Below are 12444 nucleotides of genomic sequence, written 5' to 3' on the forward strand. Positions count from 1 at the left end.
GCTATCCCTCGCGGTACTCGACGCCCTTGCCGCCCCGCGGGTGTTCCCACTCGGTGTCGGCGACGATCGCACAGGTCCCACACTCGATGCAGGGCTGGGTGTCGAGGCTGACCAGGGTCTCCTCCGTACCGTTCGTCTTCACCGTCTCGGAGCGGTAACAGCCGCCGCCGAAGTCCTCGGCGCTGACCGGGCAGGCGTGGACGGCCGCCCCGCTGGCCTCGGCGGACTCGTCTCTGAGTTCGATGTGGGGGTTTCCGACGTCCGTATCGTAGGTGAGGTCGCCGATGCGTTCCTCGAGCGTCGGCGGCTCGATCTCGCTGCCCCAGTGGATGGTCCGCCCGTGTTGCTCGCCGATGACCGTCGGGAGCGTGACGTACCCCGTGCTCGTGTCGGGCAACATCGACACCAGAAACGGCGAGTTGTAGGCTCGCTTCAGCAGCCCGTTCGCGATCGGGTTGCCGACCGCGAGCGAACCGACTCGGGACTCGAGCACTCGATCGACCGCGCTCTCGACCAGGTCGTGCTCGCCGACGCCCCGGCTGAGTTCGTAGCGTCGGGGCCGGAGCTTGTCCATCGTGCCGGATTTCTCGAGCATCTGTGCGTACCGTCGACCGGCGGCCTCGGATTCTGCATCGTCGCGGGTGACCACGAAGGCGTCGGCCGCGAGCGCGCCGGCGGTGACGGCGTGGTTCATGCCCTTGATGATCGGACCCTGGGCCTGCATCTGACCGGCGGCGTCGCCGACGAGTACCAGTCGGTCCTGGTAGGGCTCGGGGTGGGCAACCTTCTTCGAGTCGGGGACGAGTTTCGCCGAGTACTCGCGCTCGTCGTAGTCGTCGCGGAGCCACTGGGCCAGCAACGGATGGGTGAGCAACGCGTCGAGCAGTTCGTGTGGCTCGGCGTTCTCTTCGACGAGGCTGTCGAGGTGGAAGACGGTCCCGATCGACAGCGAGTCCTCGTTGGTATACAGGAAGCCGCCGCCGCGAACGTCCTCGAAGAGGTCGCCCGAGAACAGGTGGGCGACGCCCTCGTCGTCGTCGATCCCGAAGCGGTCGTTGACCACGTCCGGCTCCATGTCGACGACGGCTTTGACGCCCTGGAACCACTCGTCGGGCTCCTCCCAGTCCATCAGCCCGGCGTCGCGGGCGAGTTCGGAGTTGACGCCGTCCGCGCCGACGATCAGGTCGGCTTTGATGGGATCGAGTTCGTCGCAGGTGACGCCGACGATCTCTCCGTTTTCGCGGAGCAGGCCGTTCACGCGGACGTCCGTCAACACGCCGCCGCCCGTCTCGCTGGTCTTCTCGTGGACGCGCCGCTCGAGCCAGGAGTCCATCTGCCGGCGGAGCACCGCGTCACACCAGTCGGTGTCGTGCTCGTGCAGGTCGGTTAGCTCGTAGCTCTTGACCTTGTTCCCCGCGATGTTGTGGATGTGGTAGTCCGTGACCGGCCGTTCTGCGGCCGCCTCGCGGAAGCCGTCGAAGAGGTCGTCGATCGTGTAGGCGGCCGACTCCTCGGCGTAGATCAGTCCGCCGGAGACGTTCTTCGATCCCGCTTCAGTGCCGCGCTCTAAGACGAGCGTCTCGACGCCGTGATCCGCCAGTCGCGCGGCGGCCGCGGCCCCGCCGGGGCCACAGCCGACGACGACGGCCTCGTAGTGTTCGTACTCGCCCGTGTCGTCGCTTTCAGTACTCATCAGTCGTCACCTCCGCTCCCGTCCGCCATCGCCTCGAGTTCGATCTCGCCCGATTCGACCGCCCGCGTCAGCCGCGGCAACACCTCGAACAGATCGCCCTCGACGAAGTAGTCCGAGAAGTCACGGATTCGGGCGTCGGTATCCGTGTTGATCGAGACGATGGTGTCCGACTCGTCCATCCCGACCTTGTGCTGAACCGCGCCGGACACTCCGGCAGCAATGTACAGCTCGGGCGCGACGACCTGTCCCGTCTCGCCGATCTGGCGTTCCTCTTTCGAGTACTCCTCGACGTGGCCCTCGAACTGGTAGGACGAGGTGACGATTCCCCGAGTGATGCCGAGTTCGGCGTCCTCGAAGGCGTCGGCCAGATCGAGTCCGAGCTCCATCCCCTGGGTGGGATCGTCCGCGATGCCGCGCCCGAGACAGACGACGACCTCGTGGCCGGTGAGGTCGATTCCGGCCTCGAGCTGGTCGTGCTCGGTGATCTCGACGCGGAACCAGTCCGCCTCGAGGTCCATGTCGTGTTCGATCACGAGCCCCTCCCGGTCGGAGTCACGTTCGATCGGATCGAAGCTGCCGGGGATGATCGACGCCCCCTGCGGGTGGAACTCCCGTCCCGGATTGTCGAGACAGAGGATCGTCGAGTACTCGAAGCCCGAGAAGTCCGGCCGCTTCATATGTAAGACCTTCTCGAAAGTCTTCTTGACGCCGGGCTCGCCCGTCTTGACCGGGTTCGAGACCTCGTTCTCCTCGATGTAGAGGTCCGAACAGTCGGAGGCCAGCCCGGAGTCGAGTTCCGCCTGCACCTTCGCCGAGAGGTCGCGACCGTTGTTGGTCGCCGGGAACAGGATGTACCGTGGCTTGTCGTACTCGCGCCAGTCGGTGCTCTCGACGGTCCCCTCGCCGCGGGCCATGTGGGACGTAATTTCGGTGTAGGGTTTGTGGAGGAATCGCTCGAGCCGTTCGTCGTCGTGGTACACCGCGACGTCCGCACCGTAGGCGATGCACTCCTCGGCGAGCCCCTCGCAGTCGTCGCCCATGAGGAACGCGACGACGCGTTCCTCGTCGTTGTAGTCCTCCTCGAATTGGTCCATTAGTTCGCGGGCCTTGCCGAGCATCTCGAGCGAGACGTCGAGCAACTCGCCGCCCTGGGTCTCGCAGAACACCCACATGTCGGCGTACTCGCCGTCGGCGAGCGCGCGGACGTGTCGCTTGTCGCGCGTTGGGTGTGAGAGGCCGTCGTCTTCCTCGACGTCGGCTTCGTCCGGTTCGGTCTCCTCGTCCTCGACCGCTTCATCGACCTCCTCGCCCTCGGCTTCTTCGCCGACGTCCTCTTTCGTCCCCTCGTACTCGCCTTCGGTCTCGGTTCCCTCCTCGACGCCGTCGCTGGCTTCCGACTCGTCGGCGTCGAGTTCGCCGATGTCCTCGAGGCGCTTGTGGACCGCTTCGCGAGCGGTCGCCCGATCCTGTCCGGTCTGTTCGGCCTCGAGGATCGTCTGCAGTTCGTCCGCGTCGTCGATCGTCTCGAGTTCCTCGGTCAGTTCGTCGACCGTGTGTTCGTTGGGGTCTACGTCGGTCATCTCAATCACCCGCTCCTGTCGCGTACGGTTGCATCTCCTCGAGCATCTCGCTCATCTCGTCTTCGTCGCCGGGATCGATCATCGTCGCCTCCCGTTCCGAGGGCGCTTTGGGGATCGGATCGACCGACGAGACGATCGTCGGCGAGCCGTCGAGCCCGATGTAGTCGGGATCGAGGTTCAGATCCTCGTGGTTCCACGTCGTCAGGTGCTCCTCGTGGTCGGCCGCTCGTTCCTCGGTTTCAGCCCTGAGTTGCTTGTGCGTCAGCCGGTGTGAGGCCTTTCGGTAGGTCGGCTCGAACTCGGGATCGGTGACGACGAAGCAGGGAAGCGGCACCTCCACGGTCTCGATCTCGTCGATATCGCCCTCGACGAGCCGTTTCGCTCGGAGCACTCGCTCGTCGGGATCGATGTCGAGCGCGAGGACGTGCGTGACGATCGGCCAGTCCATCGCCCACGCGGTCTGGGGGCCGGTCTGGCCCGTCTCCCCGTCGGCCGATTTGAAGCCGGCGAAGACGATATCGATGTCGCCGACCTCCTCCTGATAGGTCTCGAGACCGGCACAGAGCGTGATCGCCGTCGCCCACGTGTCCGACGCGGCGAGTTCCCGGTCGGAGAGCAGGTAATTGTCGTCGGTGTAGACCGTCTCCATGGCCTCCTTCAGGACGTCGGCGTAGCCCGGCGGGCCCATACTCATCCCGCTAACGTGCCCGCCGTGGCGAACCCGCGTTTGTAGCGCGGCCTGGACGGCGAACTTGTCGTTCGGATTCATCACCGTCGGCGTCTTTCCGCGCTCGAGGTGGCCGTCCTCGTCGAACGAGACGGCCCCTTCTGAAAAGTCCGGGACCCCTTTCGTCAGTACGATCGATCGCATCGCACCCTCCGTTTCGGTTGTGTGATTGTCACTCCCATGCCTGTCAACCCCTATCGTAATTATCGGTATTAAGAATAGGGGTAAAAATCGCCACGAGAAGCCGTCGGTCCGCTCGCTACTCGTTCGACCGGCGACACTTTCGGCTCGAGGCGGGCAGCGAATCCACGACAAGGGATCTCTCGGCGGACGTGACGAACTGACCGTCGGATAGACGATCACGGATGCAACCGACTGTTAGCGATTCGGTCGTGCTCACTCGGGATCGCGTTCGGTCGTCCCCATCGTAATTTCGCCGTCCGCGCGGATCGTGCCGTCGATTTCGGCTTCGGGGCCGAGTTCGAGGTCGTTGCACGAGACGTCGCCGAGGATGCGAGCGGTCGGTTCGATCGTGACGTCGCCGTCGCGGGTCGTCAGATCGCCGTGAATTCGCGTTCCCTCGCCGACGGTGACGTCGCCTCGAGCGCGGAGGCTGCCGAAGATCGTCGTATCGGTGCCGACGTCGATCGTCTCGGCGCGGACGTTGCCGTGAAGCCGGCAGTCGTCGCCGATCGTCGCGGGCGTCGAGACCCGCCAGGCGTCGTCGCTGACGGTCGCGTTCCGGGGGATCACGAGCGGTTCGACGTCGGGTTGGGCGTCTCCCTCTTCGTCGACGAGTTCGGAGACGAGCCGCTGGGCGGTGTCCTCTTCGCCGACGAGCAGGAGATGTTTGAGGTAAACGAAAAGCAGGACGATGGTCGGCATCGGGTTGCGGATGACGATCCAGCCGTTGGCCTCGAACCCCTCCTCGATCTCGACGTCGTCGCCGATGTCCAGATCGCCGGCGACTTTCATCTCGCCCGCGACGTGGACTCGCTCGCCGATGTAGGCGTCCTGCCCGACCAGCACGTTCTCGGCGACGTCACACCACATGTCGAGTCGGCAGTCGCCCTCGGCTTCGATGGCACCGCCGAACTCGACGCTCTCGCCGGCGAGGACGTTTCGGCCGCGGACGCCGAAGTCGATCGTCGACCGGGCGCCGACGAGGACGTCTCCGTCGGTCACGAGGTCGACTTCCTTGGCTTCCGTCCCGTCGGGAACGACGAGTTCGTCGAGCGGATCCCTGCTAAATGCCACGTTTCAGGCCAAAGGAGTTATCCGGTAATAAATCTCGCGCGTCGTCCGCCGTCCGTCTGACGCGCGTCTCACGCCTGTCGGATGCAGTCGCCTCGCTTTTATGGCCCCCACCGCGTACACTCGCACATGACTACACTTGCGTTCGACGACGAGGGCGTCGACGTCGTCTACGAAGGAACCGAATTTCGCCTCGAGAAGGAACTCATCGAAGAGGCCACGGAGAAGTCCTACTACGACGTGACTGACCACGAAGTGCTCAAGATCGTCGCCGAACAGCCGAACCTGCAGGGCGAACCGCGGCGCGTCGGCGATATTCTCGACTGAGCGTCAGATCTCGGGCGCGCGCTCTCGACGCTACCACTTTCGGTCGAACAGAACCGCAACAGTCAGTCGATCGTCGGCACCGGCACCGACTCGAGGACGCGCTCGACGATCCGCCCCTTGTCGGCGTCGTTGACCGTCGCGTCGGGCGTCAGCACCAGTCGATGCGCCAGCACCGGCTTCGCGACGCGCTTGATGTCGTCGGGGGTGACGTACTCCCGGCCCGTGACGACGGCGTACGCGCGGGCCGCCTCGAACAGCCGTTGGGTTCCGCGCGGGGAGACGCCGGTCTCGACGCGACCGTCGGTTCTGGTCTCTCGCGACAGCGTCGCGATGTACTCGAGCAGATCCTCGTCCACCCGAACCGTTTCGGGTACCTGTCGTAACTGCGAAACCTGCTCGGGCTCGAGGACGGGATCGACCGACGGACTGCCGGTCTCGCGACTTGCCCGGCGGCGGAGCAGTTCGACCTCGCCGTCCGCGTCGGGATACCCCATCGCCGTCTTCACGAGGAAGCGGTCGACCTGGGCTTCCGGCAGGGGGAACGTCCCCTCCTGCTCGACGGGGTTCTGCGTTGCGATGACGAAGAACGGATCCGGGAGCGGGCGGGTCTCGCCGTCGACGGTTACCTGTCCCTCCTCCATGGCCTCGAGCAGCGCGGCCTGCGTTTTCGGCGGCGCGCGGTTGATCTCGTCGGCCAGCACGATGTTGGCGAAGATCGGGCCCGCCGAGAACTCGAACTCGCGGTCCTGTTCGTTGAAGATGTGCGTGCCGGTGACGTCCGACGGGAGCAGATCGGGCGTGAACTGGATCCGCGAAAACGAGAGCCCCAGCGCGCTCGCGACGGTTCGGGCCGTCAGCGTCTTCCCCGTTCCTGGTACGTCCTCGACGAGCACGTGGCCGCGGCCGACGACGCCGAGCAGGATCTCCTCGAGAAAGGCGCGGTCACAGATGACGGCGTCGCCGATCGCCTCGAGGACGGCCTCGCAGTCGGCGGTCGCCTGAGTTCCGTTCATGGTTTACGAGTCGCAGACTCGTGTCAAATGGATTTCGCTCTCGAGGGACGAGAGCGACTCACATTCAGGCGGAAAAATCGAAACGGGTAAAAACGTCTCCCGGGTAAGTAAGGATGAGCCGAGATAGCCTAGCCCGGCCAAGGCGGTAGATTCGAAATCTACTGTCCTCACGGACTCGGGAGTTCAAATCTCCCTCTCGGCGTTTTCAGCAGCACAATACGGCGAGCGGAGCGAGCCGTTCGTGCTGCTGGAAACTCGCACAGGGAGTTTGAACGAGAGAAGACGCAGCGCGACCGACGGGAGCGACCGTCTTCGCGTTGTTCAAATCTCCCTCTCGGCAGATTCACAGAACGGTGTAGCGATCACGATCCGAAGCGCTCGAGAATCACGATTCGGCCCTCGAGTCCGATGACAACGCGACGCGTCCCGTTCTCGCGAGTTCTATCCGCCCGCTCGAGGGACCCCCGCCCGATCACCCATCCTCCTGACCGGCGTAGATGGCTTCCCACGTCACGTCCGCCGATTGCTGAACGGGCTCCAGGTAAATTCGACCCCACTGAATGCGGTCTCCGGAGATTCCCTTGATGACGACCCCGCGAACGTCCAGTTCCTCGTCCGTCTGTGTACCGTGCATTCGCAGCTCTATCCAGGCAGTGTCGTCGTCGATCATCGTTCGCGAAAACTCGACCGCCAGATCGGGGGTGGTCTCGAACAGCTGTACCCAGTTCGCCCGAACCTGCGCGCGCCCGGTGAACGATCGTTCGGGATGGGCGGGCGTTTCGCTCCGATAGTCCTCGTGGAAACACGAGATCAGTTCGTCGAGGTCGTGATCGTTCATCGCCCGCAGGAACCGATCCACGACGTGTTTGGTACTTTGTGACACGGAGACTCTCCACCGGCGGCGGTGATAAACCCGAGGTGGCGAACAGTGAGTGAGTCGTGAGACGCGGTACGAGTTTCAATCGGTAGGTTCGTCTGCGGCGGGGAGCGTGAACGAGAACGTCGATCCGCCGTTCGGACCGGAGTCGATCCAAATCTCGCCGCCGTGTCGTTCGACGATCCGTTTACAGAGCGCGAGTCCGATCCCCGTTCCAGGGTGTTCCTCCCGGCTGTGCAGCCGCTGGAACACCTCGAACACCCGATCTTCGTCTTCGGAGTCGATCCCGATTCCCTCGTCGTTGACCGAGACGGTCCACTCGTCTTCGTCGCGCGTGGCCGAAATCGTCACTCGAGGCGGCCCCTCGCCTCGGTACTCGATGGCGTTGTCCAGCAGGTTCTGGAACAGCTGGCGGAGCTGGCTGGCGTCGCCCGCGACGATCGGTAACGGCTCGCTGGTGATCTCCGCGTCGGTGTCCTCGATTCGTCTCTCGAGATCCATCAGGACGTCCTCGAGCACGGCGTCGAGGTCGACCGGGTCGAAGGAGTCGCCCCTCGTATCGATTCGCGAGTACTCGAGGAGCCCGTCGATCATCGCTCTCATCCGCTCGGCTCCGTCGACGGCGTACTCGATGAACTCGTCGGCGTCCTCGTCGAGTTCGTCGGCGTATCGGCGCTCGAGGAGCCCGAGGTAGCTCGTGACCATTCGCAACGGCTCCTGGAGGTCGTGAGAGACGGCGTACGCGAACTGCTCCAAGCGCTCGTTGGACGCCTCCAGTTGACGCTGATACTCGTGGCGCTCGGTGATATCGAAGTGGGCGACGGCGACGTATCGTTGCCCGCCGTCGGTAAAGGGTGCTGCCCGCATGAGGAACCACCGTCGCTCGTCGGGAGAGTGACACGGGTACTCGAACTCGAACAGGTCCCGTTCGCCCGCGAGGATTTCGGATAAGCCCGCGGCAACCGCCCGTGCGGTCTCCGTCTCCGCTTGCGCGGTGACCTCGAGATAGTTCGTCCCGATCGCGTCCGCCGAGAGTTCGAGATCGTTCGCGTCGCCGAACTCCCGCCACGCGCGGTTCGTATGCAGGATCGTTCCCTCGTCGTCGAGAATCGCGAAGTTGATCGGGAGGGTATCAACTGCCGCAGGAACGAGAGCCTCCGGCTCTCGAGAGTGCATAGACGGGTCCAGTCGACCGACGGAAATAACGTTGTTCCCGGCAGGTTGTGGTGGCACGATTTCGGATACCGTGGCTCGCTACAGGTACCACTGTCGGCCGTCGACCAGTATCTGACTGCAACCCTGGTGATCGGCGACAGTGGAGAGATGCATGTCAGTCGCAAGCATCCCGTTTATCGATATCTGCCTGTTAGCTACAGTGTCAGTATCTAACAATGGACACGGACCGCATCTACCGCGCCGCTCGTCGGGGCGAGGTGGCGCGATGAGTTTCGACGACAGCGATGAGCGCGACGAGGAGGAGCCGTTCCATCCACTCGGAGAATCGTGGCAGGACGGCCTCGAGGACGCACTCGAGGACACCGAGTACGACGCGGAGCTGGGGATGGAGATGGCGAAAGACGCCATGCGCGTCACGGAGGGGGAGCTCTCTGAGGAAGAATTCTACGATCGGTACCACGACGACGTCGTCGAGGAGTTCGGCGAGGATAGCCGGCCGATGGCCGACGAGATCGAGGCCGCTCGGGAGGAGGACGGGCGGTTCGAGGAGACGCTCTCGCGGTTCGGCGTCGGCGAGGACTCCCGACGAAACGTGATGAAGAAAATGGGGGGTGTCGGGGCCGTGGGGCTCGGAGCGTGGGGCGCAACCAACAGCGGCGGCACCGATTCCGCATTCCTCCAAGACGAGGACCAGGAGGCGGACGAGCCGGACGATACGAACGGCGAGGGCGTTCAGTGGGGGATGGCGCTGGACCTCGAGCACTGCGACGGCTGTCTCTCCTGTGTCGTCGCCTGCGCTGAAGAGCACGACTGGGATCAGGGGGCGAACTGGATGTACGTCCTCGCGTACGAGGACGACACCGTCTCGTCGCCCGACGCCGACGACTTCGAGTCGACGGAGGACTTCGAGTATCTGATCCGACCCTGTCAACACTGTACCGACGCTCCCTGCGAGAAGGTGTGCCCGACGACGGCTCGTCACACCCGCGACTCGGACGGCCTCGTCCTGACCGACTACGACGTCTGTATCGGCTGTCGCTACTGTCAGGTTGCCTGCCCGTACGGGGTCAACTACTTCCAGTGGGAGAATCCGGAGGTCGGCGACGACGAACTCGACGAGGACCACGTCTACGACGAACGCGACCGTCCCGTCAGCGCCCGCGGCCCGCGCGGCGTCATGGAGAAGTGTACGTTCTGTCCGACCCGACAGGACGGCAACCTGGGCGACGAGATGGTCGGGACGACCGCCTGCGAGGACGCCTGTCCGCCCGAAGTGATCCAGTTCGGCAACATGAACGATCCGAACAGCGACCCGCAACGCTACATCGAAAACACCGCCAAGAGCCGAACCCTCGTCCGCACCGCCGGCGACCTGCCCAGCCCGGAGGACCTCGAGGAAGCACTCGACGGCGAGGACGACGACCTCGAGTCCATCGTCGACGCTGTCGAGGATCTCGACGAGGAGATGATCGGGAACCTGCTGGCGATCGCGATACTGAGCGACGAGGAGCAACTCGAAACCGAGGAGAACAGTAGTCTCGTCGAACAGGAAGCCGACGCACTCGAACTGGTCGAAGTGTTGGTGGATCACGGCCTCGACCTCGAGGACGAGGAACTCCTGATCGAACTCGATTTCGCCGAGGAGCCGGACGATGACGAGGAGTTCGAGGGAGCAAGCGAGGCGCTCGCACAGGAGCGACTCGACACGTTCGCCGGCGACCCCGACTCGAAGTTCAAGTTGCTCGAGGGAATCGGGACGGATCCGAACGTCGTCTATCTCGGCAACGAGCCGGGACCGAACGCTCACCAGGTCGAGGGACCGGTGAGCTACGCCGACGTCGGTCAGACGGACGACCGAAAGGACGTCCTCGACGAGGGAACCGTCGGCATCGACGGCCCGTCGCTCTGATCGATCCGGCGACTCGACTCGCCGGCTTCATTACGACTGGCTCGAACGTCCACGTATGAACGTTCGTCAGCGGGTGATCGTCGGCAGCCTCTGGATCGGGGTCGCGGCGTTGATGGCGATCACGCTCGAGCCGGGGATTCCGTCGACGGTCGACGGGTTCGCACGGCTGTTCGTCGTGATCGTCGCACTGTTTCTCGCCGTCGTCTACCTGTTCGATCCCTGGAACATCCACGGGCGGCTGATGCCTAACCAAGAGTAATCAGCGGGAAGCGTCAGTCATCCCGAAAACGCCGATCGCGTCGAATCGCTCGCCGCTCGTCAGTCGTCCGCCGGTGTAAGCGGCTGCGGATCGGCTGCGAGGAGTCGATCGAGTGCGTCGACCATCGCCTCCACACTCGCCCGCGTGATGTCGGCCTCGCTGCGAGCGACGGTGACCGAGCGATCGTTGCGAACCATCGTCACCTCGACCGTGACGACGGCGTCGGTGCCGCCCGTCACGGCGTCGACGTGGTAGGAGTCGAGTTCGGCGTCGGCCATCGAGCCGAGCGCCTCGCGAACGGCGGAGACGGCGGCGTCGACCGGACCGGAGCCGGTGCCGCTGGCGACGCGCTCCTCGCCGCCGACGGCGAGTCGGATGCTCGCGGTCGGAACGGCCCCGCCGCTCGTCGCGGTGAGGTCGAGCAGTTCGACCACGCGTTCGCGGTCGTCGCCCGTGACGTCCTCCGCGATGGCGAGCAGATCGGCGTCCGTCACCCGTCGGCCGCGGTCGCCGAGTTCGGTGACGCGGGTCGCTATTTCGGCGACGGCGTCGTCGTCGGCCTCGACGCCGTGTTCTTCGAGCGTCGCCTGAACGCCGGCACGCCCGGTGTGTTTGCCGAGTGCGAGCCGTCGTTCCCGCCCGACCGTCTCGGGCGCGTAGGGCTCGTACATCTTGTCGTCCTTGAGCGTGCCGTCGGTGTGGATCCCGCTCTCGTGGGTGAAGGCGTTCTCGCCGATGACGGCCTTGTTCGGCGCCAGTTGAATTCCCGTCGCTCGGGAGACGGTCTGTGCGAGACCGTACAGCTCCTCGAGCTCGAGCGTCTCGACGTCGTAGACGTGAGAGAGTGCGATCGCGACCTCCTCTAAGGCGACGTTGCCGGCGCGCTCGCCGAGGCCGTTGACGGTGCAGTGAACGAGGTCGGCGCCGGCGGAGACGGCCGACAGGGCGTTCGCGACGCCCAGTCCCAGATCGTCGTGGGTGTGGGCGCTGACCGGCCCCAGTTCGGCGAGTCGGGAGACTGCCTCGGCGGTTCGTTCGGGACCCGTGTGGCCGACGGTGTCGGCGAAACAGACCCGGTCCGCTCCGGCGTCGAGGGAGGTTCCCATGAGCTCCTCGAGGTAGTCGAGGTCGGCCCGGGAGCCGTCTTCGCCGATGACCTCGACCCAGAGGTCGTGGCCGGCGGCGTACTCGACGAGCTCGGCGGTCTTCGCGAGGTTGTCCTCGCGGGAGGTGCCGACCTTCCCCTCGACGTGACGGTCGCTCGAGGGGACGACGAGGTGGATGCCGTCGACGTCGCAGTCGAGCGCGAGGTCGATGTCGGTCCGGATCCCGCGACAGAAACTGGTGACGCGGGCGTCGAGGCCGAGGTCAGTGACGCGGGAAATAGCCTGACGCTCGCCCGCCCCGGTACAGGCGCTGCCGGCCTCGATGACCGACACGCCGGCGCGCTCGAGTGCACGCGCGATTTCGACTTTCTCGTCGGGCGAAAGCGAGACGCCCGGCGCTTGCTCGCCGTCGCGAAGCGTCGTGTCGAGAAGGCGGACGGTACGGTCCGGAGAGATCGTCTGCTCGGCGGAGTGAGTCACAGGTAGGAGTGAAGAGTGGTGGCTTTCATCGCTGAATTTCACG

The 12444-nt window shown here is 64.9% G+C and carries 11 protein-coding genes and 1 tRNA gene; 4 read left to right on the top strand and 8 right to left on the bottom strand.

The genetic code is table 11. The features are described from left to right. Position 1: 1 nt before the first annotated feature. From BLT08_RS04200 to BLT08_RS04215, 4 genes are all read right to left on the bottom strand, one after another. A complete protein-coding gene (locus BLT08_RS04200) occupies positions 2-1693 on the bottom strand; it encodes an FAD-dependent monooxygenase (RefSeq protein WP_090303512.1) in 1692 nt (563 codons plus the stop codon). Next, positions 1693-3273, bottom strand: a complete 1581-nt coding sequence (locus BLT08_RS04205) for an electron transfer flavoprotein subunit alpha/FixB family protein (protein ID WP_090303513.1) — start codon at positions 3271-3273, stop codon at positions 1693-1695. Before BLT08_RS04205 ends, BLT08_RS04200 begins: the two co-directional genes overlap by 1 nt. Position 3274: 1 nt before the next feature. Then, positions 3275-4144: an electron transfer flavoprotein subunit beta/FixA family protein gene (locus BLT08_RS04210; protein WP_090303514.1), complete on the bottom strand. Its 870-nt coding sequence runs from the start codon at positions 4142-4144 to the stop codon at positions 3275-3277. A gap of 252 nt (positions 4145-4396) precedes the next feature. Then, the gene (locus BLT08_RS04215) at positions 4397-5257 is read right to left on the bottom strand and encodes a polymer-forming cytoskeletal protein (RefSeq protein ID WP_090303515.1); all 861 of its coding nucleotides are present in this window, start codon (positions 5255-5257) and stop codon (positions 4397-4399) included. 126 nt (positions 5258-5383) lie between these two features. On the opposite strand from BLT08_RS04215, the gene BLT08_RS04220 reads away from it, so the two are divergent. Next, positions 5384-5581 (top strand): DUF5800 family protein, encoded by a 198-nt coding sequence (locus BLT08_RS04220; RefSeq protein WP_006090731.1) that lies wholly within the window; start codon positions 5384-5386, stop codon positions 5579-5581. A gap of 62 nt (positions 5582-5643) precedes the next feature. On the opposite strand, the gene BLT08_RS04225 is transcribed toward BLT08_RS04220, so the two are convergent. Next, positions 5644-6594, bottom strand: a complete 951-nt coding sequence (locus tag BLT08_RS04225) for an AAA family ATPase (protein WP_090303516.1) — start codon at positions 6592-6594, stop codon at positions 5644-5646. Positions 6595-6711: 117 nt separating this feature from the next. Between BLT08_RS04225 and BLT08_RS04230 the strand changes: the two genes are divergently transcribed. Further along, a tRNA-Ser gene (locus BLT08_RS04230) sits at positions 6712-6796 on the top strand. Between the two features lie 270 nt (positions 6797-7066). On the opposite strand, the gene BLT08_RS04235 is transcribed toward BLT08_RS04230, so the two are convergent. Together BLT08_RS04235 and BLT08_RS04240 are read right to left on the bottom strand one after the other, a co-directional pair. Next, positions 7067-7477: a nuclear transport factor 2 family protein gene (locus BLT08_RS04235; protein WP_139171263.1), complete on the bottom strand. Its 411-nt coding sequence runs from the start codon at positions 7475-7477 to the stop codon at positions 7067-7069. A 75-nt stretch (positions 7478-7552) separates the two neighbouring features. Further along, positions 7553-8647: a PAS domain-containing sensor histidine kinase gene (locus BLT08_RS04240; protein ID WP_090303518.1), complete on the bottom strand. Its 1095-nt coding sequence runs from the start codon at positions 8645-8647 to the stop codon at positions 7553-7555. Positions 8648-8912: 265 nt separating this feature from the next. Here BLT08_RS04240 and BLT08_RS04245 point away from each other — a divergent pair, with 265 nt between their 5' ends. Together BLT08_RS04245 and BLT08_RS04250 are read left to right on the top strand one after the other, a co-directional pair. Beyond that, positions 8913-10556, top strand: a complete 1644-nt coding sequence (locus BLT08_RS04245) for a 4Fe-4S ferredoxin N-terminal domain-containing protein (protein WP_090303519.1) — start codon at positions 8913-8915, stop codon at positions 10554-10556. A 55-nt stretch (positions 10557-10611) separates the two neighbouring features. Next, positions 10612-10815 carry a hypothetical protein gene (locus tag BLT08_RS04250; protein WP_090303520.1) on the top strand — a complete coding sequence of 68 codons (204 nt, stop codon included), beginning with the start codon at positions 10612-10614 and terminating at the stop codon, positions 10813-10815. Between the two features lie 59 nt (positions 10816-10874). On the opposite strand, the gene BLT08_RS04255 is transcribed toward BLT08_RS04250, so the two are convergent. Continuing rightward, positions 10875-12401, bottom strand: a complete 1527-nt coding sequence (locus BLT08_RS04255; protein ID WP_090303521.1) for a (R)-citramalate synthase — start codon at positions 12399-12401, stop codon at positions 10875-10877. Between the last annotated feature and the right edge of the window lie 43 nt (positions 12402-12444).

The organism is Natronorubrum texcoconense (assembly GCF_900100335.1).
In the GTDB taxonomy this organism is placed as follows: Archaea; Halobacteriota; Halobacteria; order Halobacteriales; family Natrialbaceae; genus Natronorubrum; species Natronorubrum texcoconense.